Source organism: Streptomyces sp. NBC_01363 (assembly GCF_026340595.1).
GTDB lineage: Bacteria > Actinomycetota > Actinomycetes > Streptomycetales > Streptomycetaceae > Streptomyces.
In genome coordinates this window covers 2,101,626-2,127,476 of record NZ_JAPEPF010000001.1, presented here as the reverse complement: position 1 = coordinate 2,127,476, position 25,851 = coordinate 2,101,626, and the positions used below count along the sequence as shown (strand labels likewise).

Annotated in this window: 24 protein-coding genes; 11 read left to right on the top strand and 13 right to left on the bottom strand. The window is 71.0% G+C overall.

Annotation, left to right across the window (positions count from 1 at the left end; all coding sequences use genetic code 11):
• Positions 1-63: 63 nt before the first annotated feature.
• Positions 64-738 (bottom strand): response regulator transcription factor, encoded by a 675-nt coding sequence (locus tag OG611_RS09965; RefSeq protein ID WP_266417675.1) that lies wholly within the window; start codon positions 736-738, stop codon positions 64-66.
• Positions 739-806: 68 nt separating this feature from the next.
• Entirely contained in the window at positions 807-2,009 is a 1,203-nt protein-coding gene (locus tag OG611_RS09960; RefSeq protein WP_266417672.1) for a sensor histidine kinase, read from the bottom strand.
• A gap of 95 nt (positions 2,010-2,104) precedes the next feature.
• Between OG611_RS09960 and OG611_RS09955 the strand changes: the two genes are divergently transcribed.
• Both OG611_RS09955 and OG611_RS09950 read left to right on the top strand, forming a co-directional pair.
• Positions 2,105-3,148 carry an SAM-dependent methyltransferase gene (locus OG611_RS09955; protein WP_266417669.1) on the top strand — a complete coding sequence of 348 codons (1,044 nt, stop codon included), beginning with the start codon at positions 2,105-2,107 and terminating at the stop codon, positions 3,146-3,148.
• Positions 3,149-3,158: 10 nt separating this feature from the next.
• Positions 3,159-4,301 carry an NADH-quinone oxidoreductase subunit D gene (locus OG611_RS09950; RefSeq protein ID WP_266417666.1) on the top strand — a complete coding sequence of 381 codons (1,143 nt, stop codon included), beginning with the start codon at positions 3,159-3,161 and terminating at the stop codon, positions 4,299-4,301.
• An 81-nt stretch (positions 4,302-4,382) separates the two neighbouring features.
• On the opposite strand, the gene OG611_RS09945 is transcribed toward OG611_RS09950, so the two are convergent.
• The 4 genes from OG611_RS09945 to OG611_RS09930 all read right to left on the bottom strand — a co-directional run bounded on the left by OG611_RS09945 (position 4,383) and on the right by OG611_RS09930 (position 7,975).
• Positions 4,383-5,393 (bottom strand): hypothetical protein, encoded by a 1,011-nt coding sequence (locus OG611_RS09945; protein ID WP_266417663.1) that lies wholly within the window; start codon positions 5,391-5,393, stop codon positions 4,383-4,385.
• A 93-nt stretch (positions 5,394-5,486) separates the two neighbouring features.
• On the bottom strand, positions 5,487-6,473 hold the full coding sequence (locus OG611_RS09940; protein ID WP_266417659.1) for an ABC transporter substrate-binding protein: 987 nt from the start codon (positions 6,471-6,473) through the stop codon (positions 5,487-5,489).
• 113 nt (positions 6,474-6,586) lie between these two features.
• Positions 6,587-7,261, bottom strand: coding sequence for an ABC transporter permease (locus tag OG611_RS09935; protein WP_266417655.1), 675 nt, complete (start codon positions 7,259-7,261; stop codon positions 6,587-6,589).
• A 3-nt stretch (positions 7,262-7,264) separates the two neighbouring features.
• Positions 7,265-7,975, bottom strand: coding sequence for an ABC transporter permease (locus OG611_RS09930; RefSeq protein WP_266417652.1), 711 nt, complete (start codon positions 7,973-7,975; stop codon positions 7,265-7,267).
• Positions 7,976-8,105: 130 nt separating this feature from the next.
• On the opposite strand from OG611_RS09930, the gene OG611_RS09925 reads away from it, so the two are divergent.
• On the top strand, positions 8,106-9,293 hold the full coding sequence (locus OG611_RS09925) for an ABC transporter ATP-binding protein (protein WP_266417648.1): 1,188 nt from the start codon (positions 8,106-8,108) through the stop codon (positions 9,291-9,293).
• Positions 9,294-9,329: 36 nt separating this feature from the next.
• On the opposite strand, the gene OG611_RS09920 is transcribed toward OG611_RS09925, so the two are convergent.
• A complete protein-coding gene (locus OG611_RS09920) occupies positions 9,330-10,454 on the bottom strand; it encodes an esterase family protein (RefSeq protein ID WP_266417646.1) in 1,125 nt (374 codons plus the stop codon).
• A 139-nt stretch (positions 10,455-10,593) separates the two neighbouring features.
• Here OG611_RS09920 and OG611_RS09915 point away from each other — a divergent pair, with 139 nt between their 5' ends.
• The 6 genes from OG611_RS09915 to OG611_RS09890 all read left to right on the top strand — a co-directional run bounded on the left by OG611_RS09915 (position 10,594) and on the right by OG611_RS09890 (position 15,558).
• The gene (locus tag OG611_RS09915) at positions 10,594-12,435 is read left to right on the top strand and encodes a phosphatidylglycerol lysyltransferase domain-containing protein (RefSeq protein ID WP_266417644.1); all 1,842 of its coding nucleotides are present in this window, start codon (positions 10,594-10,596) and stop codon (positions 12,433-12,435) included.
• A 94-nt stretch (positions 12,436-12,529) separates the two neighbouring features.
• Positions 12,530-13,327: a dihydropteroate synthase gene (folP, locus tag OG611_RS09910; protein WP_266425711.1), complete on the top strand. Its 798-nt coding sequence runs from the start codon at positions 12,530-12,532 to the stop codon at positions 13,325-13,327.
• On the top strand, positions 13,324-13,806 hold the full coding sequence (locus tag OG611_RS09905) for a nuclear transport factor 2 family protein (protein WP_266417642.1): 483 nt from the start codon (positions 13,324-13,326) through the stop codon (positions 13,804-13,806). The genes folP and OG611_RS09905 overlap by 4 nt, the downstream gene beginning before the upstream one ends.
• Before the next feature lie 202 nt (positions 13,807-14,008).
• A complete protein-coding gene (gene folB, locus OG611_RS09900) occupies positions 14,009-14,368 on the top strand; it encodes a dihydroneopterin aldolase (RefSeq protein ID WP_266417640.1) in 360 nt (119 codons plus the stop codon).
• On the top strand, positions 14,365-14,976 hold the full coding sequence (folK, locus tag OG611_RS09895; RefSeq protein ID WP_266417638.1) for a 2-amino-4-hydroxy-6-hydroxymethyldihydropteridine diphosphokinase: 612 nt from the start codon (positions 14,365-14,367) through the stop codon (positions 14,974-14,976). The genes folB and folK overlap by 4 nt, the downstream gene beginning before the upstream one ends.
• A gap of 99 nt (positions 14,977-15,075) precedes the next feature.
• On the top strand, positions 15,076-15,558 hold the full coding sequence (locus OG611_RS09890; protein WP_266417635.1) for a DUF3180 domain-containing protein: 483 nt from the start codon (positions 15,076-15,078) through the stop codon (positions 15,556-15,558).
• Positions 15,559-15,650: 92 nt separating this feature from the next.
• On the opposite strand, the gene folE is transcribed toward OG611_RS09890, so the two are convergent.
• From folE to dacB, 6 genes are all read right to left on the bottom strand, one after another.
• Positions 15,651-16,256 (bottom strand): GTP cyclohydrolase I FolE, encoded by a 606-nt coding sequence (gene folE, locus OG611_RS09885; RefSeq protein WP_266425709.1) that lies wholly within the window; start codon positions 16,254-16,256, stop codon positions 15,651-15,653.
• 153 nt (positions 16,257-16,409) lie between these two features.
• Positions 16,410-18,440 (bottom strand): ATP-dependent zinc metalloprotease FtsH, encoded by a 2,031-nt coding sequence (gene ftsH, locus OG611_RS09880; protein ID WP_266417632.1) that lies wholly within the window; start codon positions 18,438-18,440, stop codon positions 16,410-16,412.
• A gap of 228 nt (positions 18,441-18,668) precedes the next feature.
• Positions 18,669-19,208: a hypoxanthine phosphoribosyltransferase gene (gene hpt / locus OG611_RS09875; protein ID WP_072487175.1), complete on the bottom strand. Its 540-nt coding sequence runs from the start codon at positions 19,206-19,208 to the stop codon at positions 18,669-18,671.
• Between the two features lie 98 nt (positions 19,209-19,306).
• Positions 19,307-20,389: a tRNA lysidine(34) synthetase TilS gene (gene tilS / locus OG611_RS09870; RefSeq protein ID WP_266417630.1), complete on the bottom strand. Its 1,083-nt coding sequence runs from the start codon at positions 20,387-20,389 to the stop codon at positions 19,307-19,309.
• A 198-nt stretch (positions 20,390-20,587) separates the two neighbouring features.
• A complete protein-coding gene (locus OG611_RS09865) occupies positions 20,588-21,721 on the bottom strand; it encodes a zinc-dependent metalloprotease (RefSeq protein WP_266417627.1) in 1,134 nt (377 codons plus the stop codon).
• Positions 21,722-21,817: 96 nt separating this feature from the next.
• The gene (gene dacB / locus OG611_RS09860; protein WP_266425704.1) at positions 21,818-23,248 is read right to left on the bottom strand and encodes a D-alanyl-D-alanine carboxypeptidase/D-alanyl-D-alanine-endopeptidase; all 1,431 of its coding nucleotides are present in this window, start codon (positions 23,246-23,248) and stop codon (positions 21,818-21,820) included.
• A 158-nt stretch (positions 23,249-23,406) separates the two neighbouring features.
• On the opposite strand from dacB, the gene OG611_RS09855 reads away from it, so the two are divergent.
• Positions 23,407-23,901 carry an inorganic diphosphatase gene (locus tag OG611_RS09855; RefSeq protein WP_031090989.1) on the top strand — a complete coding sequence of 165 codons (495 nt, stop codon included), beginning with the start codon at positions 23,407-23,409 and terminating at the stop codon, positions 23,899-23,901.
• A gap of 180 nt (positions 23,902-24,081) precedes the next feature.
• Positions 24,082-25,791: a threonine/serine exporter ThrE family protein gene (locus tag OG611_RS09850; RefSeq protein WP_266417622.1), complete on the top strand. Its 1,710-nt coding sequence runs from the start codon at positions 24,082-24,084 to the stop codon at positions 25,789-25,791.
• Positions 25,792-25,851 lie beyond the last annotated feature (60 nt).

Here is a 25,851-nt window from a genome sequence, read left to right as displayed (position 1 = left end):
CCGGAAGGCGCCCCGGGCCGAGCCCCGGCTCGGGGCGTCGACCCGGATCAGCGGGCCCGCGGGTCAGACCGCCCCGCCACCGGCCCGGACCAGCCCGGTCTCGTACGCGAGGACCACGACCTGCACCCGGTCGCGCAGGTTCAGCTTGGTGAGGATGCGGCCCACGTGCGTCTTCACGGTCGCCTCGGAGAGCACCAGGCGCGCCGCGATCTCGCCGTTCGACAGGCCCTGCGCGACCAGCAGCATCACTTCGCGTTCGCGCTCGGTGAGCTTGGCGATGTCCTTGTGCTGCGGTTCGCCGGCACCGCTCGGCAGCATCGGGGAGAACCGGTCGAGCAGCCGGCGGGTGGTGGACGGGGCGACGACGGCGTCGCCGCTGTGCACGGAGCGGATCGCGGCCAGCAGTTCGGCGGGCGGCACGTCCTTGAGCATGAAGCCGCTGGCCCCGGCCTTCAGCCCGGAGAAGGCGTACTCGTCGAGGTCGAACGTGGTCAGGATGAGCACCTTGGGCGCGTCCGGCTGCGCACAGATGCGCCGGGTGGCCTCGACGCCGTCCAGCCTCGGCATCCGCACATCCATCAGCACCACATCGACGGCGGTGGCACGAAGGGCCTCGATCGCCTCCGCGCCGTCGCCGGCCTCGGCCACGACCTCCATGTCCGGCTGGGCGGCGAGCACCATCCGGAAGCCGGTGCGCAGCAGCACCTGGTCGTCGACGAGCATCACGCGGATCGCCATGAGGGGTCCTGTCTCCTGTCCTGCGTCTGGTGGGCCCGGTACGTCGTCCGGTGGGCCCGTTCCTGCGTCTAGTGAGCCGGCTTGAGGGGCAGCAGCGCGCTGATCCGGAAGCCGCCGCCGGGCCGCGGCCCGGCGTCCAGCGTGCCGCCGACCATGCCGACCCGCTCGCGCATCCCGATCATCCCGTGGCCCTCGCCGTCGGCGCCGCCGTCCTCGTACAGTTCGTGCGCCGCGCCCCGCCCGTCGTCCTCGACCAGCAGTCCGAGCCCGTCGTCGAAGTAGACCAGACGCACGCTGGCCCCCGCGTCCGGGCCACCGTGCTTGCGGGTGTTGGTCAGGGCCTCCTGCACGATGCGGTACGCGGTCAGCTCGACGCCGCTGGGCAGCGGGCGGGGGGTTCCCTCGATCTTGAAGTCGACGGCCAGGCCGGTCTGTCTGACCTGTTCGATCAGATCCTCGATCTGGTCCACATCGGGCTGCGGGACGTACTCCCCGCTCTCCTCGGCATCGCCCGTCCGCAGCACCCCGAGCAGCCGCCGCATCTCCGCGAGCGCCTGCCTGCCGGTGCTGGAGATGGTCTCCAGGGCCTGCTTGGCCTGGTCGGGGGCCGCGTCCATGACGTACGCCGCACCGTCGGCCTGCACCACCATCACCGACACGTTGTGCGCGACGACATCGTGGAGTTCACGGGCGATACGGGCCCGTTCGGCCGCCACCGCGACCTTCGACTGCGCCTCGCGCTCCCGCTCCAGCCGGGCGGCGCGCTCCTCCAGCTGGCTGAAGTAGGCGCGCCTGGTCCGCATCGAGTCGCCGAGCACCCAGGCGAGCACGAACGGCACGGTCAGCACGACGACGATGAAGATCTCCTCGGCCCAGCCGGTCCGCGGCCCCTCGCCCGGCCAGCGCAGCTTGGACAGACCCGCCGCGCACAGGCTGCAGACCAGCGCGAGCCGGGACGCCCAGCGCTCCCCGACGGTGGCCACGGTGAAGACGATCATCAGCATCGCGAAGTTCATGACACCGGGCGGCACTCCGGTGACCAGCTGCACCACCCCCATCGCGATGGCGAGCAGCAGCATCTTCTCCGGCGCGCGCCTGCGCAACGCGACAACGGCGCAGAGCCCGAGGATGACCGGAACGGCAGCGACGCGCTCCCCCGCGCTTCTCCCCATACCCACCATGGACAGGCCGGAGAGCCCGAGGAGGACGACGGCCCAGAAGCTGTCGACGCCCGTCGGGTGTCTGCGGAGGAAGTCGTAGAGGCGCTGCACGTAACCCAGCGTAGGGACAGGCAAGGGGGCACGGGTCAGCCGAAGGGCCGATCCGGCTTCTGGGACCGTACTCCCCAAGGTGGAGACTTGGATACGTGACGGATGAGTGGCGTGGGTGGCAGGAGGCGGCAGCGACCGCTTTGTACGGGGACGGGGGGTTCTACCGGAGCCCCGAAGGGCCGGCGGGCCACTTCCGTACCTCCGTCCACGCCTCCCCGCTCTTCGCCTCCGCCGTCGCCCGGCTGCTGGTCGCGACGGCACGGGAACTGGGCGCCGGATCGGTCGACCTGGTGGACCTGGGCGCCGGGCGGGGCGAGCTGCTGACGGGGGTGCTCGCGGCGCTCCCGGCCGCGGGCGCCGACGGCCTCGCCGTACGTACGTACGCCGTGGAGCTCGCCGACCGTCCGCCCGGACTGGATCCCCGGATCGAGTGGTGCGCCGAACCGCCGTCGCGGACGTACGGCCTGCTGTTCGCCAACGAGTGGCTGGACAACGTCCCGACCGAGGTCGCCGAGACCGACGCGGACGGCGTCGACCGGTACGTCCTCGTCCGGACCGAGGACGGTACGGAACGGCTGGGCGAGCCGGTGGCCGGGGCGGACGCCGAGTGGCTGCGCCGCTGGTGGCCGTCGGCCGGACCGGGCAGCCGCGCGGAGATCGGCCGCCCCCGCGACGAGGCCTGGGCGCGGGCGGTGGCCACGCTGGCCGGGGGGCTCGCCGTGGCCGTGGACTACGCCCATGCGCGGGAGGCGCGGCCCCCGTTCGGCACCCTGACCGGCTTCCGGGTCGGCCGCGAGGTCCGGCCGGTGCCGGACGGCAGCTGCGACCTCACCTCGCACGTGGCCCTGGACGCCTGCGCGGCGGCCGGGGCCGGGGCCGGGGCGCCGCCCGAGCTGCTGAGCCAGCGCGAGGCGCTGCACCGCCTCGGCGTCAGCGGCGGACGCCCGCCCCTGGCCCTGGCGTCGGCCGACCCGGCCGGCTACGTACGGGCGCTCGCCTCGGCGGGCGAGGCCGCGGAGCTGACGGCCCGGGGCGGCCTCGGCGACTTCGGCTGGCTGATGCAGCGCGGGGGCCGGGAAGCCGCCCCGTCGGCGGACCGGGGCCGGGCCCCGGGGCCGGGCCCCGGCGCGTTCACGTAATACTGGCCGCATGACGGAGACGACAGTCGGCATCGGCGGCGCGGCGGAGAGCACCGACATGGTGCTCAACATCGGCCCCCAGCACCCCTCCACCCACGGCGTGCTCCGTCTGCGCATCGTCCTGGACGGCGAGCGCATCCAGCACGCCGAGCCGGTCATCGGCTACATGCACCGCGGCGCGGAGAAGCTGTTCGAGGCCCGCGACTACCGGCAGATCGTGATGCTCGCCAACCGCCACGACTGGCTGTCGGCGTTCTCCAACGAGCTGGGCGTCGTGATGGCCGTGGAGCGCATGCTCGGCATGGAGGTGCCGGAGCGCGCGGTCTGGACCCGCACCCTGCTCGCCGAGCTGAACCGGGTCCTGAACCATCTGATGTTCCTCGGCTCGTACCCGCTCGAACTCGGCGGGATCACCCCGGTGTTCTACGCCTTCCGCGAGCGCGAGGAGCTCCAGGCCGTGATGGAGGAGGTCTCCGGCGGCCGGATGCACTACATGTTCAACCGCGTCGGCGGTCTCAAGGAGGACCTCCCGGCCGGGTGGCTCGGCCGGGCCCGGGACGCGGTCGCCTCGGTCCGGTCCCGGATGGACGTCTACGACGACCTGGTGCTCGGCAACGAGATCTTCCGGGGCCGCACCCGCGACGTGGGCGTGCTCTCCGCCGGGACCGTGCACGCGTACGGGGTGTCCGGGCCGATCGCCCGCGCCTCGGGCGTCGATTTCGATCTGCGGCGCGACGAGCCGTATCTCGCGTACGGGGAGCTCCAGGACACCCTGAAGGTGGTCACCCGCACCGAGGGCGACTGCCTGGCCCGCTTCGAGTGCCTGCTGGAGCAGACGCACAACGCCCTGGACCTCGCGGACGCCTGCCTGGACCGGATGGCCGCCCTGGCGCCCGGCCCGATCAACCAGCGGCTGCCCAAGGTGCTGAAGGCCCCCGAGGGCCACACCTACGCCTGGACCGAGAACCCGCTCGGCATCAACGGCTACTACCTGGTGTCCAAGGGCGAGAAGACCCCGTACCGGCTGAAGCTCCGCTCCGCCTCGTACAACAACATCCAGGCGCTCACCGAGCTGCTGCCGGGCACGCTGGTCGCCGACATGGTGGCGATCCTCGGCTCGCTCTTCTTCGTCGTCGGCGACATCGACAAGTGATCGACACGTAGCGGCCGCCGTCCCGGGGCCCGGGACGGCGGCCGCTGCTTCTGCTTCTGCTTCTGCGGGGATCGCGCCGCTCTACGAGATCGCGCTGCGCAGCTCCGCCACGTCCAGCTGCTCGGTCTCGTCGTGCGCGGTCAGGTCGATGACCTCGCCGACGACCCGGTTCCCGGCCGTGCCCGTACGGTGCGCGGCCAGCGCCTCCTCGCCCACCACGTCGGCGAGGTCCTCGTCCTGCACGGACTCGATCGCGGCGCGCGCCTTCTGCGTACCGAAGAAGTCGAAGCTGCCCTGCGGCACCAGCTGGCGGCGGGAAGCCGCGTACGGGGCGACGGCGGTGGCCGGGGCGGTGCGCGCCGGGGGCAGCGCGGCGGACGGCCGGGGCGCGGGCAGGGCGGCCGGCGGGCGCAGGTGCTGCGCGCCGGTCCGGTCCTCGTCCGCGGCGTGCTTGCCCTGCCACTCGTCCGCCTCCCGGGAACGCTCCGCGAGATCACGCTTCCTGGCCTGCTCGGCGGTACGACGCGCCTCCTGGAGCGCCCCGTTGCGCGAGAGGTCCTCCAGCGCCTGGGCGGCCCGCAGATAGGCGGCCGACGTCGGGGTGCTGCGCGTGGCGGGCAGCTCCCGGGGCGCGGCGGCGGCCTCGATGGCGAGCTGCCTGCGGCCCTCCAGCGCGCTGGCCCGCTCGGTCTCGGCGTTGGCGTACCGGCGCAGCAGCGCGGCGTGCTCCCCGCGCAGGTTGGCGAGCTCCACGCGCTTGCGGCGCAGCTTCGTCTCCAGCCGGGCGCGCAGCTCCCGCGACTCCTCCAGGTCGGCCTCCAGCTCGGCGAGCCGCTCCTCGGCCCGCCACTCGTCACCGGCGCGGGCCCGCGTCAGCTCCGCGACCCGGCGGCCGGCTTCCTGGTCCCAGCTGCGCATCAGATACGCGCCGGTCACGGCGGCGACCGCCGAGGCGGCCACCAGACCGCGCAGGACCAGGGGCTCGGCGAGCAGCCAGGCGCCCCCGGCACAGAGGACCGAGACTCCGACGACTGCCGACGGCGGAAGGATTCTGTGCAGAGGTGGCGAATGGCGATGACGTCCACGTGGCATGGCCTGAAATTTACCGTGTGTACGGGGCACTTGGGGGGCCGCCCGCCAATCTGTTCCCTGCCGGTTACCTGACGGCCCCATTCCCCCCGATTCCTACTTCTCGACGAGGCCCTTCGACCGCAGATAGTCCTTGGCGACATCGGCGGGCTTTGCGCGCTCGGCGTCGACCTTGCGGTTCAGTTCCGCGAGATCCTCGGTGGTGAGCGCCTTGGTGAGCTTGCCGAGTGCGTCGGCAATGTCCTGGGAACCGGCGTCCTCGGCATTGAGGACCGGCAGTACGTTGTCGGCGTTCTGGAGCTTCTTGTCGTCCGCCAGGAACACCAGGTCGTAGCTGTCCAGCACCGCGTCCGTGGTGGTGGTGAGGACCAACTGGTCCTTGCCGTCCTTGACCGCCTGCTTGGACTGCGGCGTACCGACTCCCTTGGGGTCTATACCGGTGACATTGATGCCGTACGTCTTCTTCAGACCCGGTGCGCAGAACGGCCGCACCTCGCACTCGTCACCCGCCGCGATCTTCACTTCGGCCTTCGACCTGCCGAGGTCCGAAAGGGTCTTGAGCTTGTTCTTCGCGGCGAATTCCTTGGTCACCGCGAAGGCGTTCTGGTCCACGGCCGCACCGGCCGGGAGCACCTTCAGTCCGCGCGGGGTGGCGAGCTTCTCCAGCGCGGCGACCGTGGCCGCCGTGTCACCGGTGGCGACCGGCGCCTTCTCGGCCTTCTTCGAACCGTTCACCTTGGCATTGAGGAATTCGGCGATCGTCGCGGCGTATTCGGGGACGACATCGATCTCGCCCTTCTCCAGGGACGGCTCGTACAGTTCCCGGTTCGCCACCGTGGTGACCGAGGTGCTGTATCCGGCGTCGCCCAGGATCTGCGCGTACAGCTCCGCGAGCACCTTGGACTCGGTGAAGGAGGCCGCGCCGACGACCAGCGAACCCTTCTTGCCGGAGCCCGCGGCGCCGCCGGAGGATGCCGGGCCCGCCTTGTCCTTCTCCAGGCTGTCGCCGCCGCAGGCGGCGAGCGAGCCGGCCAGCGCCACCATGCCGATGACCGCGCCGGCTATGCGCGAGGTCTTGCTCATTGTCGTTCTCCGTCCACAGCCACGGGGGCCGTATGAGTCCACAGCAACAGGGTCTGTACGAGATCGGGGTCCGGGGATGGCGGATCGGGTTTCATGTGGCTGTCACGCCGCCGTCACGCCGTCCGGCGGCGGCGCAGCGGTGACAGCAGCCGGTCCAGGCCCACCAGCACCGCCTCCACCAGCAGCGCGAGCACGGCGACCAACACCGCCCCCGCGACCACCTGCGGGGTGTTGTACGTGTTGAACCCGGCGGTGATGATCCGGCCGAGACCGCCCTGGCCGACCATCGCGGCGATCGTGGCCGTGGCGACCACCTGGACCGCGGCGGAGCGCAGCCCGGTCATGATCATCGGGTAGGCCAGCGGGAGCTCGACCCGGACGAAGAGCTGCCACCCGGACATCCCCATGCCGCGTGCCGCCTCCGTCACCGACCGGTCGACCTCCGTCATCCCGACGTAGGCGTTGGTCAGCAGCGGCGGCACGGCGAACAGCACCAGCGCGATGACCGTCGGCACATATCCGGCGTTGCGCAGCGGCGAGACCATGAAGAGGGCCAGCACCGCGAAGACCGGGATCGCCCGCCCCACGTTGGAGAGGTTGACGGCCAGCGTGCCGCCCTTCCCGATGTGCCCGAGGTACAGCGCGACCGGCAGCGCCATTGCGCACGCCAGGGCGAGCGCGACGCCGCTGACGTACAGATGCTCACCGAGCCGGTGGGCCGCCCCGCTCTCCCCCGACCAGTTGGCGCCGGTGGTGAGCCAGGTCCAGGCCTCGCCGAGAACTCCCATGGGTCAGACCGCCTTTGCCACAGTGCCCGCGTCCGCGTGCGCGGCACGTATTCGGGTCCAGGGGGTCAGCAGCCGCTGCACACCGAGCAGCAGCAGATCCGCGACGACCGCGAGCAGTACGCACAGGACCGAGGCGGTGAGCACCTGGGCCTTGAAGAAGCTGGGGAGCGCGTCCCCTATGAGATTGCCGAGGCCGCCTCTGCCGATGATCGACCCGACCGTCGTCAGCGCGATCGTCGAGACCGTGGCGATCCGCACCCCCGCCATCAACGCGGGCATGGCCAACGGCAGTTCGACCTCCCACAGCAGCCGGACCGGCCCGTAGCCCATTCCCTTCGCGGCTTCCTTCGCCTCCTGGGGAACGGCTTCGAGGCCCGCCAGGATGTTCCGCACGAGAATGGTCAGCGAATACAGCACCAGGCCGGTCACCACCAGCGCGGCGGAAAGCCCGAACAGCGGCAGCAGCAGCGAGAACATGGCGAGCGAGGGCACGGTGTAGAGGACCGTCGTCAGTCCGAGCACCGGTCCGGCGAAACGGCGGCTGCGGCGCGCGAGCAGCGCCAGCGGAAAGGCCACCAGGAGTCCGATCGCCACCGAGACCGCGGTGATCCAGATGTGCTGGACCGTCGCATCGGTCAACTCCTGGCTGCGGGAACGGAGATACTCCCCGCAGATCCAGTCGTTCGTCACCAGGCAGTTCTGTCCCACGGCCATCCTTCCCCCACCTCCCGGTCACCGCTTCGTACGTATGTCTGGCGACCCTATCCTCGACCACTGACAATCGCCGGAGCCGTTGTATTTCAGCAACATGTCCTTCACAGAACACGCGCCACAATGGGGAACCATGATCCGTTTCGAGCACGTCACCAAGCGGTACGCGGACGGCACCACCGCCGTCGACGACCTTTCCTTCGAGGTCGCCGAGGGTGAACTGGTCACGCTCGTCGGACCGTCGGGGTGCGGCAAGACGACCACGATGAAGATGGTGAACCGGCTGATCGAACCGACCGAGGGCCGGATATTCATCGACGGGGACGACATATCCGCCATCGACCCCGTCCGGCTGCGCCGCCGTATCGGTTATGTGATCCAGCAGGTGGGACTCTTCCCGCACCGCACGATCCTGGAGAACACCGCGACCGTCCCGCATCTTCTGGGCTGGAAACGGGGAAAGGGCCGGGAACGCGCGGCCGAACTCCTCGACCTTGTCGGACTTGATCCTTCCGTTTATGGCGACCGGTATCCGGAACAGCTCTCCGGCGGTCAGCGCCAACGCGTCGGTGTGGCAAGGGCGCTGGCCGCGGACCCGCCGGTGCTGCTGATGGACGAGCCTTTCGGCGCGGTCGACCCGGTCGTGCGGGAACGGCTGCAGAACGAATTCCTGAAACTTCAGGAACAGGTCCGTAAAACCGTCCTGTTCGTCACGCACGACATCGAGGAAGCGGTCCGGCTCGGCGACCGGATCGCCGTCTACGGGCAGGGCTCCATCGAGCAGTTCGACTCCCCCGCCACCGTGCTCGGCGCCCCCGCCACCCCCTATGTCGCGGACTTCGTCGGCGCCGACCGCGGCCTCAAGCGGCTCTCCGTGACCCCCATCGAGGAGGGCGACCTCGACCAGCCGCCGGTCGTCCACCTCGACGACTCGCTGGCGCGGGCGACCGAGCGGCTGCGGGCCGAGGGCGCGCGCTGGGCCGTCGTACTGGACGGCCAGGACAATCTGCACGGCTGGATCCCGGCCGACGGCTCCGCCGCCGGGGCCGGGGGCACGGTGCGCGCGCACGCCCGCAGGATGGAGGCGTGGCTGCCCGTCGGCGCCCCGCTCAAGCAGGCGTTCGCCACCATGCTCCAGCACGACGCGGGCTGGATCGCCGTCATCGACGCGGAGAGCACCGGCCGGTTCCTGGGCGTGCTCACCCCGGCCCGGCTGCACGAGGCACTGCGCCGCTCGATCGACGCGGACGCCCAGGACGTCCCGCGCGCCGAGGTGGCGGTCGAGAGCGTGGAGAGCGTCGCCAAGGCCGCCACGCGGTGAACCGGGGGCGCCCGGTTCACCGAGTGGCGGCCCGTGTCAGTTCTCGCTGAGCCGACTGCTCAGCCAGTCCAGCGCCGAAGGGATCTCCCGCCGCCAGGTGTTGAAGTTGTGCCCGCCGCTGTCGAGCACGATCGACGAGACCTGGGCGGGCGACTTCACCTTGGCCATGAACTGCAGCGTGGTGCGGTAGTTCCCCTCGCCGTGCTTGGAGGTCGTGACGAGGAAGGACGAGTCGGGCTGCTTCGGCATGTGGTCCAGGGTCCACATCAGATCGGCGCGGTCCCGCGCGCTCTGGTCGCCCTGGAAGAGATCGCCGGTCGTCGGGTCCTCGGCCGCCTTGTAGTACGCGGAGAGCCCGACGCTCGCCCCGAACCGGTCCGGGTGGTGGAGCCCGATCTTCAGGGCGCAGTAACCACCGGTCGAATTGCCGATGATGCCCCAGTTTCGGGCCAGCTTTCCGACCCGGTACGACTCCGAGATCACCCGCGGCAGGTCCTCGGCGAGGTAGGTCTCGGTCTGCGGCCCGCCCTTCACGTCCACGCACTCGGTGTCCCGCGGCGGCGCGACCGTCGGCCGGAGCATCACCAGGATCATCGGCTGGGCCCGGCCGGCCTTCACCCGTTCGTGTGCCGTACGCGGATACCGGAGGCTCTTCAGGAGGTTCTCCGAGACGCCCGGGTAGCCGGTGAGCACGACGACCGCCGGGAACTTGCGGCGGGCGAAGGCTGGCTGGAAGTACTCGGGCGGCAGGTACACGTACGCCGAGCTCTCGATCTTCGACTGCCGGCCCGCGATCACGACCTTGTCGATCCGCCCGCCCATCGTGGGCCGCGAACCGCCGGGCACGTCCGGCCGCTGGATCCCGACCCGGACGATGTTCTTGGAGGCCAGCGTTCCGGCCGCGTGGTCCGTGACGACACCCAGATCCTGCTTCTGGCCGAACAGGTCGGCCCACGATCCGTAGAAGAGGAAGGAGTTGTTCGCCACCAGGGCCACCGTGACGAAGATCGTCACCTGGGTCGCCAGCAGCAGGCCGACCCTGCCGAACACCGCGGGCACGCTGCGACGGGCCAGCCGGGGCCAGAGCCAGACCGTGACGGCGAAGAACACCACGGCCAGCACGATGGCCAGAACCAGAAATGTCTTGCTGGTAAGACCCATGGGGGTTGAGCTTTCTTGTCTGGAAATTTCCGGCCGGCGGGTGAACCCACGGCCCGGAAGCCTCGTCCTACAGGTCGCACATCGTCCGGAGGGCTACGACCGAAGGACTCAAGAATCTCTCGCGGAACCACGGGAAGCGATGTCTGTCACGCTAGATGGGGATAAATCGGGATCGGTTCCGAGTCCCGTACGCAAGTTCGTACGTGGCCCGCGCCCCGAGTCCGTACCGACGCTGGTCGGTACCGCCTGCGCCGCCGTCGGCCTGATCGATGTCGCCGCGGGTGTCTTCCCGCGCTTCCGGCACAGCCGGATGCATACGCTCGCCGAAGTGCTGCCCGGCGCCCTCGGGCCGTTCGCCGCCGCGCTCGCGCTGAGCGCGGGCGTCCTGCTGCTGCTGCTCGCACACGGCCTCAAGCGGCGCAAGCGGCGGGCCTGGCGAGCCGCCGTCGTGCTGCTGCCGGCCGGTGCGCTGGCGCAGTTCACCTACCGGCACTCGGTCATCGGCACACTCGTCTCACTGACGCTCTGCCTGCTGCTCATCCGCAACCGCGGCGAGTTCGCCGCGCTCCCCGACCCCAGGAGCCGCTGGCGGGCCCTGGCCAACTTCGTGCTCCTCGGCGCGGGTTCGCTGGCCCTCGGACTGGTCGTCGTCAGCGCGCACCCCGGCCGGGTCGTGGGCAGCCCCAGTGTCGCCGACCGGCTCCAGCACGTGCTGTACGGAATGCTCGGCTTCGAGGGGCCGGTCGAGTACGCCGGCGACACCTCCTGGACCGTGGCGTACTCCCTCGGCGCCCTCGGCCTGCTGACCGCCGTCACCACCATCTACTTCGCCTTCCGCCCCGAGCACCCGGCCGCCCGCCTCACCGAGGACGACGAGGCCCGGCTGCGCGTCCTGCTGGAGAAGCACGGCGGCCGCGACTCGCTCGGCCACTTCGCGCTCCGCCGCGACAAGGCCGTCGTCTTCTCCCCCAGCGGCAAGGCCGCCGTCTGCTACCGGGTCGTGTCCGGGGTGATGCTGGCCAGCGGCGACCCGATCGGCGACGTGGAGGCCTGGCCCGGCGCCATCGAACGGTTCATGGACGAGGCCAGGGCCCACTCCTGGACCCCGGCCGTGATGGGCTGCAGCGAGACCGGCGGCGAGGTCTGGACCCGCGAGACCGGCCTCGATGCCCTGGAACTCGGTGACGAGGCGGTGGTGGACGTCGCGGATTTCTCGCTCGCCGGGCGCGCGATGCGCAACGTACGCCAGATGGTGAAGCGCATTGAACGCCTCGGCTACGAGACCCGGGTCCGGCGCGTGAGCGACATCGGCGAGGCCGAACTGGCCCGCATCCGGCGCGCCGCCGCCGACTGGCGTGGCACCGACAACGAGCGCGGCTTCTCCATGGCGCTCGGCCGGATCGGCGACGCGGCCGACGGGGACTGCGTCATCGCCACCGCGCACAAGACCGACGAGCACACCGCCGACTCCCCCTACGGCGACCTGAAGGCCGTACTCCACTTCGTCCCGTGGGGCCGCGACGGCATGTCCCTCGACCTGATGCGCCGCGACCGCTCCGCCGACCCCGGCATGAACGAGCTGCTGATCGTCGCCGCCCTGCAGGCCTCCGCCGGGCTGGAGGTCCAGCGCGTCTCACTGAACTTCGCGATGTTCCGCTCGGCGCTCGCCCGGGGCGAGAAACTGGGCGCGGGGCCGGTGCTGCGGACCTGGCGCGGACTGCTGATCTTCCTCTCGCGCTGGTTCCAGATCGAGTCGCTGTACAAGTTCAACGCCAAGTTCCGCCCCCGCTGGGAGCCGCGCTTCGTCGTCTACCGCGCCGCCCGCGACCTGCCCCGCATCTCCCTGGCGGCCATGCAGGCGGAGGGCTTCGTGAACCTCGCCCTCCCCCGCCCCTTCGCCCGCCGCTTCCCGGCCCGCCTGCCCCGCCCCTGCGCCCACACCCAGGCGCCGGGTCAGGAAGGGCACGCGCGCGCGGCGTAGCGCCGCTCCGTACGGGGCCTACGCTGGTCGCATGAGTACGTTGCGTGGACGAGGCACGGTCCAGGGCCTGCCGGAGTGGGACCGCTGCGCGGTCATGGGTGTCGTGAACGTGACCCCGGACTCCTTCTCCGACGGAGGCCGCTGGTTCGACACCACGGCCGCGGTCAAACACGGCCTCGACCTGGTCGCCGAGGGCGCCGACCTGATCGACGTCGGCGGCGAGTCGACCCGCCCCGGCGCCAGCCGGGTGGACGCGTCGGAGGAGCTGCGGCGCGTGGTCCCGGTGGTCAGGGACCTGGCGTCCGAAGGGGTCACGGTCTCCGTGGACACCATGCGGGCCCGGGTCGCCGAGGAGGCGGTCGCGGCCGGGGCCGCCCTGGTCAACGATGTGAGCGGCGGCCTCGCCGACCCCGACATGGTCCGGGTCGTCGCCGCGGCCGACACCCCCTTCGTCGTGATGCACTGGCGCGGCTTCAGCGAGTCCATGAACAGCCGCGCGGTGTACGGGGACGTCGTCGCCGAGGTCGCCCGGGAGCTGCGGGAGCGGATGGACGCCGTGATCGCGGGCGGCGTCGCCCCGGAACGGATCGTGATCGACCCCGGTCTCGGCTTCGCCAAGGACGCCTGCCACGACCTCTCCCTGGTCGCCCACCTCGACGAGCTGCGCGCCCTGGGCCGTCCGCTGCTGGTCGCCGCCTCCCGCAAACGTTTCCTCGGCCATGTGCTGGCCGGCGACGGCGCCGCACCGCCGCCCGCCCGCGAACGCGATGCCGCCACCGCGGCGATCTCCGCGCTCTCCGCCCACGCCGGCGCCTGGGCCGTCCGGGTCCACGAGGTACGGGCCACGGCCGACGCCGTACGGGTCGCCCGCGCCGTCGAGGGAGCCGCGTGACCGGGCCCCGCGACGAGCACGCGGAGGCGGCCGCCGACATCGCGGCCGTCGAGCAGGCCAACACCGCCTTCTACGAGGCGATGGAGCGCGGCGACCTCGAGGAGCTCTCCGGGCTCTGGCTGCCGGGCGAGGACCTCACCGTCTCCTGCGTCCACCCGGGCTGGCCGGTGCTGACCGGGCGCGGCGAGGTGCTGCGCAGCTATGCGCTGATCATGGCGAACACCGAGTACATCCAGTTCTTCCTGACCGACGTCGGGGTCTCGATGACCGGCGACACCGCCCTGGTGACCTGCACGGAGAACATCCTCAGCGGCGGCCCCGCGGAGGACGGCAACGCGCTCGGACCGCTGGTCGGCCAACTCGTCGTGGCCACCAATGTGTTCCGGCGCACACCCGACGGCTGGAAGCTCTGGTCCCACCACGGCTCGCCCGTACTGACCGAAACCGGTGAGGAAGAGGACGAAGAGACACCCTCCTGACCGGGCGGTCGAGCGGCTGCACCCCCGAAGGGGATTGGATCCGGGCAGTACGGGTATACGCGGCTACCAGTCCCGTGAGGCCGCGTCCACGGCCCCCACGGGCGAGCACTGTCGGTGCTCGCAGGTAGATTCGAAAGAGGGCACCTTGCCGTCCGCACGCGGCCCCGTGTCTCTACGACCAACGACAGCAGGAGTGATTCGCGTGGATCGTGTCGCGCTGCGCGGCCTCAAGGCCCGTGGGCACCATGGCGTCTTCCCCAAGGAACGGGAAGAGGGCCAGACGTTCATCGTGGACCTGGTGCTCGGCCTCGACACCCGCCCCGCGGCGGCCGCCGACGACCTGACGAAGACCGTGCACTACGGCGTCGTCGCGGAGGAGGTCGTCGAGGTGGTGCAGGGTGAGCCCGTCGATCTGATCGAAACGCTCGCGGAGCGCATCGCCCAGAAGTGCCTCAAGCACGCAGGAGTCGAGGAGGTGGAGGTCGTGGTGCACAAGCCGGATGCGCCGATCACCGTCCCCTTCGACGATGTGACCATCACCATCACCCGGAGCCGAGTATGACTGCGTTTTCCACCGAAGGGCAGAGCGACCCGACCGTACAGCCGGTGCCCGCCTCCGTGGTCGAGCAGGTGGACGCGGCGGACATCACCCTCTCCAACCCCAAGCGCGCCGTGATCTCCCTGGGCTCCAACCTCGGCAACCGCCTGGACACCCTCCAGGGCGCCATAGACGCCCTGGAGGACACCCCTGGCCTGCGGGTCAAGGCCGTCTCCCCGGTGTACGAGACGGAGCCCTGGGGCGTCGCCCCCGGCTCCCAGCCCTCGTACTTCAACGCGGTGATCGTCGTGAAGACGACGCTCCCCCCGTCCTCCCTCCTGGAGCGCGGCCAGGCCGTCGAGGAGGCCTTCGACCGGGTCCGCGAGGAGCGCTGGGGTCCGCGCACCATCGACGTCGACATCGTGGCGTACGCGGACGTCGTCTCCGACGACCCGGCGCTCACCCTCCCCCACCCCCGGGCCCATGAGCGGGCCTTCGTCCTCGCCCCGTGGCACGACATCGACCCCGAGGCCCAGTTGCCCGGCGCCGGCCCCGTCGCGGAGCTGCTGGCCGGGGTCGGCCGGGACGGCGTGCTGCCCCGGGCCGATTTGGAACTCCGTCTGCCCGAGTAGTCGTTAGGCTCGACGGAAACGGATCACCGGCGCCGCGGAACACCGGGCGACGGTGACCACGGCGACACGGATCACTGGCGGCGAAGGGCGGACCACTCGGTGAAGCAACTCAGGCTCGGGGTACTGGCCGGCCTCTTCGCCGCGGCCGTGGTGCTGTCCTGGGCCGGCGCCCGCCTCTGGGACTCCCTGGGCAACCTGCCGGGCGTTCCCCTCGCCGCGCCGATCGTGCTCACGGTGATCGCCGTCGTCCTGCTGTCGACGGCGCTCTCCATCCGGTCCCGGCTGCGCGCCCAGCGCGAGCGCCGGCCGGGGGCCAAGGGCGTCGAGCCGCTGATGGTGGCCCGAGCGGTGGTCTTCGGCCAGGCCAGCGCCCTGGTCGTCTCCCTGGTCTCCGGCATGTACGGCGGCACCGGCGTCTTCCTGCTCGGCTCCCTCGACATCCCGGCCCGCCGCGACCAGGCGATCTACGCGGGCTTCGCTGTCCTGGCGGGCATCGCGGTGGTCGCCGCGGCCCTCTGGCTGGAGCACATCTGCAAGCTCCCGGAGGACGAGGACAAGGACAAGAGCTCGGCGCCCGCCTAAGGGCTGTCCCGTAGGGCCGTTCGTCCGGATCGGGCCGGATCCGGACGGAAGCCCCTGGGGCACCGAGCTCTGTCACCCGGCTGCGCGAACGTTCAGCGCGCCATGATCAGGCTCATGGCCTCGGCGCGCGTCGCGGGGTCGCGGAGCTGTCCGCGCACCGCCGAGGTCAGCGTCTTCGCCCCGGGCTTGCGGATACCGCGCATCGACATGCACATGTGCTCGCACTCGATGACGACGATGACCCCGCGCGGCTCCAGGATCTCCATCAGGGACTCGGCGATCTGCGTGGTGAGCCGTTCCTGGACCTGCGGGCGCCGGGCGTAGACGTCGACCAGCCGGGCCAGCTTGGAGAGGCCGGTGATCTTGCCGCTGATCGCCGGGATGTACCCGACATGCGCGACTCCCCGGAACGGCACCAGATGGTGTTCGCAGGTGCTGAACACTTCGATGTCCTTGACCAGCACCATCTCGTCGTGACCGAGGTCGAACGTGGTCGTCAGGACGTCCTCGGGCTCCTGGTGGAGGCCCGCGAATATCTCCTTGTACGCCCGTGCCACCCGCCCCGGCGTCTCGCGCAGGCCCTCACGGTCCGGGTCCTCGCCCACCGCGATGAGGAGTTCACGAACGGCGGCCTCGGCCCTCTTCTCGTCGAACTCGCCGATCGAACCCTGGCCGTCCAGCGTCACCGGGTCGGTCATCTGTGCCTCGTTCCTCTGAGCTGTCACCTGCGCATACCTCCGCACGGGCGTACGAAAAAGCCGCGCCCCCACAGGCTAGAACCTGTGGGGGCGCGGCTTCCATTCCGGGCCCGGTGCGACTCCCGTGAAAGGGGCCACACCGGGGAACGGGGCTCAGCTCTCGGGCCGGTCCTCCGGAACGACCTCGGTGGCCGGGACGGTGTCCGTGGGGACGGCCGTGCCGTTCGCCGTGGTGGCGCCGTTGGTGAGGGCGAGCTCCTTGGGCGAGAGCACCGGGGGTCGCGTCGACGGGGTACGCCGGGCGGAACCGGTCCACGCCGGACGGGCCGGGCGCTTCACGATCGGGGCGAAGATCTCGGCGATCTCCTCCTTGCCGAGCGTCTCCTTCTCCAGGAGCTGGAGAACGAGGTTGTCGAGCACGTCGCGGTTCTCGACGAGGATCTCCCACGCGTCGTTGTGGGCGGTCTCGATGAGCTTCTTGACCTCTTCGTCGACGAGGCCCGCGACCTCTTCCGAGTAGTCGCGCTGGTGGCCCATCTCCCGGCCCACGAAGGGCTCGGTGTTGTCGCCGCCGAACTTGATCGCGCCGAGCCGCTCCGTCATGCCGTACTGCGTGACCATCGCGCGGGCCGTTGCGGTGGCCTTCTCGATGTCGTTCGCAGCGCCGGTGGTCGGGTCGTGGAAGACCAGCTCCTCGGCCGCGCGCCCGCCCAGCATGTAGGCCAGCTGGTCGAGCATCTCGTTGCGCGTCGTGGAGTACTTGTCCTCCTCCGGGAGCACCATCGTGTAACCGAGGGCACGGCCGCGGGAGAGGATCGTGATCTTGTGGACCGGGTCCGCCTGGGGGGAAGCCGCCGCGACCAGGGCGTGTCCGCCCTCGTGGTACGCGGTGATCTTCTTCTCCTTCTCGGACATGATCCGGGTCCGCTTCTGCGGGCCCGCCACGACGCGGTCGATGGCCTCGTCGAGCATCTTGTTGTCGATCAGCTTCAGATTGCCGCGCGCCGTGAGGAGCGCCGCTTCGTTCAGCACGTTCGACAGGTCGGCACCGGTGAAGCCGGGGGTACGACGGGCGACGGCGCCGAGGTCGACGTCCTTCGCGACCGGCTTGCCCTTCTGGTGCACCTTGAGGATCTCCAGACGGCCCAGCATGTCCGGCCGGTCGACCGCGATCTGCCGGTCGAAACGCCCCGGGCGCAGCAGCGCCGGGTCGAGGATGTCCGGCCGGTTCGTGGCGGCGATCAGGATGACGCCGCCCTTCACGTCGAAGCCGTCCATCTCGACGAGCAGCTGGTTCAGCGTCTGCTCGCGCTCGTCGTGCCCGCCGCCCATACCGGCACCGCGGTGCCGGCCGACGGCGTCGATCTCGTCGACGAAGACGATCGCCGGGGCGTTCGCCTTGGCCTGCTCGAAGAGGTCACGCACCCGGCTGGCACCGACACCGACGAACATCTCGACGAAGTCGGAACCGGAGATCGAGTAGAACGGGACGCCCGCCTCGCCCGCGACGGCGCGCGCGAGCAGCGTCTTGCCCGTACCGGGAGGCCCGTACAGCAGGACGCCCTTGGGAATCTTGGCGCCGACGGCCTGGAACTTCGCCGGCTCCTGGAGGAACTCCTTGATCTCCTGGAGCTCCTCGACGGCCTCGTCCGACCCCGCCACATCGGCGAACGTCGTCTTCGGGGTGTCCTTGGTGATCAGCTTGGCCTTGGACTTCCCGAACTGCATGACCCGGGAGCCGCCGCCCTGCATCTGATTCATCAGGAACAGGAAGACGACCACGATCAGGACGAAGGGCAGCAGCGAGAGGAGGATCGAGATGAACGGGGACTGCTTCGACGGCGAGACCGTGTAGCCCTTGTCGATCTTGCCGCTCTCGAACTTCTTCTGCAGCGTGTCGGCGAGCTGGACACCCTGGTCGCCGATGTAGCTCGCCTGGAACTTGGTGCCGGACTCGCCCGAGAGCTTCTGGTCCTTCTTCAACTCGATCTTGATGATCTGATCGTCACCGGTGGTCAGCTTGGCCTGCGCCACCTGGTCCTTGCTGATCGCCTGGATCACCTTGCCGGTGTCCACCGATTTGTAGCCGCCCGACGAGCCGACGACTGTCATCAACACGACCACGGCGAGGACGGCCAGCACGATCCACATGACCGGCCCACGGAAGTATCGCTTCACGTCCATCCATACGGGGCGAAGCCGCCCCGTCCCTCCTGCCCGTAGGTAAATGCTGCTGTGAGAAAAGACTGTTCTTCGGACGGTACCCCAGCATTGTCACCCGCGACCGCCGGGGACGTCTGTCAAAACCCGCCTTCGAAAGCTCAACGGCGGGGATCCGGTGAAAGGTTCCCCACCGTCGCCCCCGGTCCGGTCCGGGCGCCCCGGGGCCGGGCGAAGGGCTCCGGGAGGAGGTCAGCCCCCGTAGACGTGCGGGGCGAGCGTGCCGACGAAGGGGAGGTTGCGGTACTTCTCGGCGTAGTCGAGCCCGTAGCCGACGACGAATTCGTTGGGGATGTCGAAACCGACCCACTTGCAGTCGAGCGCGACCTTGGCCGCGTCCGGCTTGCGCAGCAGGGTGCAGATCTCCAGGGAGGCGGGCTCGCGCGAGCCGAGGTTCGACATCAGCCACGACAGGGTCAGGCCCGAGTCGATGATGTCCTCGACGATCAGGACGTGCTTGCCCTTGATGTCGGTGTCCAGGTCCTTGAGGATCCGGACCACTCCGGAGGACTGGGTGCCCGCGCCGTACGACGAGACGGCCATCCAGTCCATGGTGACGGGGGTGGACAGCGCGCGCGCCAGGTCCGCCATCACCATCACTGCGCCCTTGAGGACGCCGACGATGAGCAGGTCCTTGCCCGCGTACTCCGCGTCGATCTTCGCGGCCAGCTCGACGAGCTTCGCGTCGATCTCTTCCTTGGTGAGGAGCACCGACTGAAGGTCGGTGCCCATGTCCTTCTCGTTCACCCGCGTCTCTTTCCTGCCTGCCGGGTCCGGGCTGTTGCCCCGCACCCGTGCGGCCGCTCGCCTGCGTGTCGGCCGCTCGTGCTTCAGCTCTGCCGAATGACCAGTCTGCCACCCTGCCGCATGGCTTCGACCCGTCCGGGCAGGTTGATGGCCCGCTGGCCGCGCCAGCCGGTGATCAGACGGTCGACTTCCTCGATGTGCCGGGCGAAGAGCGAACCGGCCGGGGAACCCGCCTCCATGGCGGCCCGGCGCAGAACCCGGCGGCGCACGGCGGGCGGCAGCGCGTACAGCTTGGCGCACTCCAGACGGCCCGCGTCGTCCCGCACGGCGCGGTCGGCCTCGGCGGCCCAGGTGTCCAACGCGTCGGCGTCGTCGCGGGAGAGCTGGGCGGTACGGGCCAGGGCCTCGACGACCCCTTTGCCCAACGCCTTCTCCAGAGCCGGCAGGCCCTCGTGGCGCAGCCGGGAGCGGGTGTAGGCGGGGTCGATGTTGTGCGGGTCGTCCCAGACGGGCAGGGACTGGACGAGGCAGGCCTTGCGGGCGGTCTGCCGGTCGAGCTGGAGGAAGGGGCGGCGGTAGCGGCCGGCCGGTCCGGACGCGGCGGCCATGCCGGAGAGCGAGCGGATCCCGGAGCCGCGGGCGAGGCCGAGCAGCACCGTCTCCGCCTGGTCGTCACGGGTGTGTCCGAGCAGGACGGCGGCGGCGCCGTGCCGCTCGGCCGCCGCGTCCAGGGCGGCGTAGCGGGCGTCACGGGCCGCGGCCTCGGGGCCGCCGTCGTGGCCGACCTGCACGGCGACAGACTCGACCGGGTCGAGACACATGTCGGTGAGACGGTCGACGACCTCGGCGGCGCGGGTGTCGGAGCCGTCCTGGAGGCCGTGGTCGACGGTGATCCCTCCGGCCCGGACGGCGAGTTTGGGGGCCTCGAAGGCGAGGGCGGAGGCGAGGGCCATGGAGTCGGCGCCGCCGGAGCAGGCCACCAGCACCAGCGGGGTGTGGGGGCGTTCGGGGAGTGCGGCGCGCTGCCTGCCCGCACCGGCTTCGGCGAGCTCGGGGTGCGGGGTGCGCCGGATGTGTTCGGCGCTTCGGGTGTGTTCGGTGAGTACGTCGTGGAGTACGCGGCGGACCGCCAGGCGTATCGCCGCGACCGCAGGATGGGGACCCATGTCCGGTGCCCTTCGTGAAGTTTGGGGAGGTGGCTCGAAGTGCCGGACGGGAAGTGTGCCGTCACTCAGAGTGCGTCGATGGTGACAGAGGCAAGCCGTCCATCGAGCATTGCACGCCTTCCCATGCCCCTACGGTCCCTCGGATGGGTGATTACCGGCGCGTTCTCATCCTGTCGTCCGCCGTCGGAGCGGTCGCGATCAGGACTCTGCCTTACGGTGCACCCTCGCGATCCAGTCCGCCGGCTTCGCGATCTCCGCCTTGGTGGGCAGGGTGTTCGGCGAGGTCCAGACCCGGTTGAAGCCGTCCATGCCGACCTCGTCGACCACGGCCCGGACGAATCGTTCGCCGTCGCGGTACTGGCGCAGCTTGGCGTCGAGGCCGAGGAGCTTGCGCAGCGCCTGGTCGAGTCGGCCGGCGCCGCGCGCCCTTCGCTGCTGGAACTTCTCCCGGATCTCGCCGACGGAGGAGACGACCTCGGGGCCGACGCCGTCCATCACGTAGTCGGCGTGGCCTTCGAGCAGGGACATCACGGCAGTGAGCCGGCCGAGGATCTCGCGCTGGGACGGCGTCTGGACGAGCTCGACCAGGCTGCGGCCGCCGTCCTCGCCGTCCTCGCCCTCGGGACGGCCTCCGGCCAGCGACTGGGCGGCCTCGCGGAGCCGTTCCAGCACGGTCATCGGGTCGACGTCGGTCTCGTCGAGGAATGACTGGATCTCGCCCTGCAGATGGTCACGGAGCCAGGGCACTCCGGTGAACTGGGTGCGGTGGGTCTCCTCGTGGAGCGCGACCCAGAGCCGGAAGTCGTGCGGGTCGACCTCCAGTTCGCGCTCGACGTGCACGATGTTCGGGGCGACGAGCAGCAGCCTGCCACCGCCGTCGGCCGAGGCCGGGAACTCGCGGGTGGCCGGGGCGAACATCTCGTACTGGCCGAGGACCCGGGAGGCCAGGAACGACAGCAGCATCCCCACCTCGACGCCGGTCACCTTGCCGCCGACCGCGCCGAGCACGGCGCCGCCGGGGCCGCCTGCGCGCCGGTCCTGCATCTTGCCCAGCAGCGGGCGGAGCAGTTCGCGGAAGCCCGCGACATTGGCCTTGATCCAGCCGGCCCGGTCCACGACCAGGACCGGGGTGTCCTCCGGTTCGGTCCCCTCCGGGATCATCCGGGTGAAGGAACGGACGTGCTCCTCCGCTGCCTTGGCATGCCGGCGCAGCTCCGCGACGACCTCGCGGGCCTCCTCGCGGCTGATCTCCGGCCCCGGCCGCACAAGGCGGGTCGCGGTCGCGACCGCGAGATTCCAGTCGACCATCTCGGCACCACCGATGCTCGTCATGCGTCAACCGTACGTGCTCGGGTCCGTCCGCGGTGCGGTGTTGACCGGCTCAATGGGGGCGGGCGGCGAGGGCTGTCCGGTGCTCCCCGGCGGGGATCACCGGACGGCACTCAGGGCGGTGGCGAGGGCGTCGAGGGCGGACTGGGCGTCGGAGGGGGAGGTCGTGCCGGAGGCCAGGAAGGCGAAGGCGAGCAGTCGGCCCTGCCGGTCGACGACCGTCCCCGCGAGGGTGTTCACGCCGGTGAGGGTGCCGGTCTTGGCGCGGATCAGGCCGGTGCCCGCGGACTTGCCGGTGTAGCGGTCGCTGAGCGTGCCGCTGAAACCGGCCACGGGCAGGCCGGTGAGGACGGGGCGCAGTTCGGGGTGGTCCGGGTCGGCCGCGCGGGCGAGGAGGCCGGCCAGCAGTCCGGCGGTGACCTTGTCCTTGCGGTTCAGTCCGCTGCCGTCGGCGAGGTCCGCGCCCTTCAGCGGCAGGCCGAGCTTCTTGAGCTGTGCGGTGACGGCCCGTCGGCCGCCGTCGAAGTCGGCCGGTTCGCCCGCGGCGACGGCGGTCTGCCGGGCGAGTGCTTCGGCGATGTCGTTGTCGCTGTTGGTCAGGGCCCGTTCGACCAGGGCGGAGAGCGGGACCGAGCGGTGTTCGGCGACCTTCCGGGACCCGGCGGCGGGGCGGCCGGGCTTCGGTTCGGCCCCGGTGGCGATGCCGGCGTCGTCGAGGAGCTCCGCGAAGGTACGGGCGGTGTCGCCGGCCGGGTCGTCGCTGCGCGGGGCGGGTCCGCTGTCGGTGCTGTCGAGCCTGCCCTCGTCGGTCATCAGGGCGCTGACGGGCGCGATGTTCTCGTTGGGGCCGATCGGGTGCCGGGCGGGCCCGGAGTAGCGGGAGGTGTCGTACCCGAGGCGGACCTTCTCGACGCCGTGGTCCTTCAGGGCGCGGGCGGTGTCGGTGGCCAGCCTGCGCAGGGCGGCCTTGTCGAGGGTGGGGTCGCCGCCGCCGACCAGGGTGAGGCCGCGGAAGTCCGCGGACGCCCGGACCGTCGTGGCGATGCGGTGGTCGGGGCCGAGGGCGCTCAGGGCGGCGACCGTGGTGGCGATCTTGACGGTGGAGGCGGGCGTCATGGGGGTGCCGGCGCCCTGGCCGTACAGCTGCTCGCCGCCGGCGGTGTCGATGACGACGGCGGCGTGCCGGGTGCCCAGGGCGGGGTCCTTCAGCAGCGGGCCGAGAACGGCGCGCAGGGCGTCGGCCGCGCCGTTCGGGCTGGTGCGGGCGTCCGGGGCGGAGTTGTCGACGGCGGAGGAGAGCGCCGCGAGGACGGCCGGGGCGCTGGGTGCGGGATCCGGTCCGGACGGTGCTGTGGAGTCGTGATGTGCGCCACCTGTACGGTTCCGGGCGGCGGCCCAGTCCGTCTCGGCCTTACGCTGACCCGAGTCCCATGGGCCGGCGGCAAGGACGACGCCGGCTGCGAGCGCCAGGCCGAGGCCGGCGGAGACGGCGATGAACTGCCGGTCGTTCAGTCCCTTCGACCTGATCATGGCGGCCCGGCGGGTGAGCCTGTTCAGCTTGTCCAGCGGGTTGACCGACGGTCTTTTCACCGGCTCGTCCACCGTTGACCAGCCCCTTTCGCGAGCACACATCTGCGTGGGGGACACTTAATCACCAGTCGTATGTGTTGATCATGGAGGAGCCACCCGTGGAGTTCGACGTCGTTATCGAGATCCCGAAGGGTTCGCGGAACAAGTACGAGGTGGACCACGAGACCGGTCGGATCCGCCTGGACCGTCGACTCTTCACCTCGACCAGCTACCCGGCGGACTACGGCTTCGTCGAGAACACCCTCGGCGAGGACGGCGACCCGCTGGACGCGCTGGTCATCCTGGAGGAGCCGACCTTCCCCGGCTGCCTCATCAAGTGCCGCGCCATCGGCATGTTCCGGATGACGGACGAGGCCGGCGGCGACGACAAGCTGCTGTGCGTGCCGGCGTCCGATCCCCGGGTGGAGCACCTGCGCGACATCCACCACGTGTCGGAGTTCGACCGCCTGGAGATCCAGCACTTCTTCGAGGTCTACAAGGACCTGGAGCCCGGCAAGTCCGTCGAGGGCGCCGACTGGGTCGGCCGCGCCGAGGCCGAGGCCGAGATCGAGGCCTCCTACAAGCGCCTTGAGGCGCAGGGCGGCGCGCACTGACCCGAGGGTCGTGATCCGGTTCCGTTTCCACGGTTCCGGAGCTGGAACGGGCGGTACTCCTTCTGAAGGAGTACCGCCCGTTCCGCATGCCCGCCCGGTCTGCGGGCAGGCCTCTTCGTACCCGTGCCCCGGCCCGTGGCCATACTGGGCACAGAGGCAGCCGACGAGGAGCGAGATCTGGTGGTGGCGGAAAAGGGCGGTCCGGAGGACCAGAAGCCCCAGTCCGACGAGGCGCGCAGCGCCTTCGTCCCGCCGACCGGGGTGGGCAGGCGCGCGTCCGCCTCCGAGGACGACCAGCCGACATCGGAATTTGCCATTCCGGCCGGTCTGGCGAATGAGCCCCCGGGGCCGGGAACAGGTTCCGCTTCGGGTTCCGGCCCGGGGCCGGGAACGGGTTCGGACACGGCCGGCTCCGCCTTCGCCCCGCCGCGCACCTACAGCGCCCAGCACTCGCCGCCCGCCTTCACTCCGGCACACGGCAGCCCGATGATCCGGCTGACCAAGGAGGCGCCCTGGCAGGACCGGATGCGCACGATGCTGCGTATGCCGGTCGCCGAGCGCCCGGCGCCCGAGACGGTGCAGAAGCCCGACGAGACGGGGCCCGCGGTGCCGCGCGTGCTCGACCTGACGCTGCGTATCGGGGAGTTGCTGCTGGCCGGCGGCGAGGGCGCCGAGGACGTCGAGGCGGCCATGTTCGCGGTGACCCGCAGCTACGGCCTGGACCGCTGCGAGCCCACGGTCACCTTTACCCTGCTGTCGATCTCGCACCAGCCGTCGCTGGTCGACGACCCGGTCACGGCGAGCCGTACCGTACGCCGCCGCGCCACCGACTACACCCGGCTGGCCGCCGTCTTCCGGCTGATCGACGACATCACCACCGAGGACGCCGAGGTCTCGCTGGAGGACGCCTACCGGCGGCTGGCGGAGATCCGGCGCAACCGGCATCCGTACTCCGGCTGGGTGCTGACACTGGCCGCCGGCGGTCTCGCGGGGTCGGCGTCGGTGCTGCTCGGCGGCGGTCCGCTGGTGTTCCTGGTGGCGGCGGTCGGCGCGATGCTCGGCGACCGGCTCGCCTGGCTGTGTGCCGGGCGCGGGCTGCCGGAGTTCTACCAGTTCGTGGTGGCGGCGATGCCGCCGGCCGCACTGGGGGTGGCGCTGACCCTCACCCACTGGTCGGACGTACGGCCGTCCGCGGTCATCACCGGTGGGCTGTTCGCGCTGCTGCCCGGGCGGGCCCTGGTGGCGGGTGTGCAGGACGGGCTGACCGGTTTCTACATCACCGCGGCCGCGCGTCTGCTCGAAGTCATGTACCTGTTCATCGGCATCGTCGTCGGTGTGCTGCTGGTGCTGTACCTGGGGCTTCAGCTGGGCGCCCAGCTGAACCCCGAGGCCAGGTTCATCGGCCAGGACCGGCCGGTGGTGCAGATCCTGGCGTCGATGGCACTCTGTTTCGCCTTCGCGATCCTGCTCCAGCAGGACCGGTCCACGGTGCTGGCGGTGACCCTCAACGGCGGTGTGGCCTGGGTGATCTACGGGGCGATGGCCCGCACCGGCCATATCTCGGCGGTGGCGGCGACGGCGACGGCGGCCGGTCTGGTGGGGCTGTTCGGGCAGTTGTTCTCGCGCTACCGGTACACCTCGTCACTGCCGTTCATCACGGCGGCGATCGGCCCGCTGCTGCCCGGTTCGGCCACGTACTTCGGTCTGCTGGCCGTGGCGCAGGGACGGGTGAACGCTGGGCTCGCCTCGCTGTCGACCGCGGTGGCCACGGCGCTGGCCATCGCGATCGGGGTGAATCTGGGGAGCGAGATCTCCCGGCTCTTCATGCGGGTGCCGGGAGCGGTCGGCGGGGCGAACCGCCGTGCGGCCAAGCGGACGCGCGGCTTCTGAGAGCCTGTCGGGCGGCCTTCGATCGGAGGTCGCCCGACAGGCTCTCAGGCCCGCGGCGGC

What these genes read in the sequence shown, in the direction of transcription:
- OG611_RS09965 (WP_266417675.1), bottom strand. Translation starts at nt 738, where the DNA reads ATGGCGATCCGCGTGATGCTCGTCGACGACCAGGTGCTGCTGCGCACC.
- OG611_RS09950 (WP_266417666.1), top strand. Translation starts at nt 3,159, where the DNA reads ATGACGGAGACGACAGTCGGCATCGGCGGCGCGGCGGAGAGCACCGAC.
- OG611_RS09945 (WP_266417663.1), bottom strand. Translation starts at nt 5,393, where the DNA reads ATGCCACGTGGACGTCATCGCCATTCGCCACCTCTGCACAGAATCCTT.
- OG611_RS09940 (WP_266417659.1), bottom strand. Translation starts at nt 6,473, where the DNA reads ATGAGCAAGACCTCGCGCATAGCCGGCGCGGTCATCGGCATGGTGGCG.
- OG611_RS09935 (WP_266417655.1), bottom strand. Translation starts at nt 7,261, where the DNA reads ATGGGAGTTCTCGGCGAGGCCTGGACCTGGCTCACCACCGGCGCCAAC.
- OG611_RS09930 (WP_266417652.1), bottom strand. Translation starts at nt 7,975, where the DNA reads ATGGCCGTGGGACAGAACTGCCTGGTGACGAACGACTGGATCTGCGGG.
- OG611_RS09925 (WP_266417648.1), top strand. Translation starts at nt 8,106, where the DNA reads ATGATCCGTTTCGAGCACGTCACCAAGCGGTACGCGGACGGCACCACC.
- OG611_RS09920 (WP_266417646.1), bottom strand. Translation starts at nt 10,454, where the DNA reads ATGGGTCTTACCAGCAAGACATTTCTGGTTCTGGCCATCGTGCTGGCC.
- OG611_RS09915 (WP_266417644.1), top strand. Translation starts at nt 10,594, where the DNA reads ATGTCTGTCACGCTAGATGGGGATAAATCGGGATCGGTTCCGAGTCCC.
- folP (WP_266425711.1), top strand. Translation starts at nt 12,530, where the DNA reads ATGGGTGTCGTGAACGTGACCCCGGACTCCTTCTCCGACGGAGGCCGC.
- folK (WP_266417638.1), top strand. Translation starts at nt 14,365, where the DNA reads ATGACTGCGTTTTCCACCGAAGGGCAGAGCGACCCGACCGTACAGCCG.
- folE (WP_266425709.1), bottom strand. Translation starts at nt 16,256, where the DNA reads ATGACCGACCCGGTGACGCTGGACGGCCAGGGTTCGATCGGCGAGTTC.
- ftsH (WP_266417632.1), bottom strand. Translation starts at nt 18,440, where the DNA reads ATGGACGTGAAGCGATACTTCCGTGGGCCGGTCATGTGGATCGTGCTG.
- hpt (WP_072487175.1), bottom strand. Translation starts at nt 19,208, where the DNA reads ATGGGCACCGACCTTCAGTCGGTGCTCCTCACCAAGGAAGAGATCGAC.
- tilS (WP_266417630.1), bottom strand. Translation starts at nt 20,389, where the DNA reads ATGGGTCCCCATCCTGCGGTCGCGGCGATACGCCTGGCGGTCCGCCGC.
- OG611_RS09865 (WP_266417627.1), bottom strand. Translation starts at nt 21,721, where the DNA reads ATGACGAGCATCGGTGGTGCCGAGATGGTCGACTGGAATCTCGCGGTC.
- dacB (WP_266425704.1), bottom strand. Translation starts at nt 23,248, where the DNA reads ATGATCAGGTCGAAGGGACTGAACGACCGGCAGTTCATCGCCGTCTCC.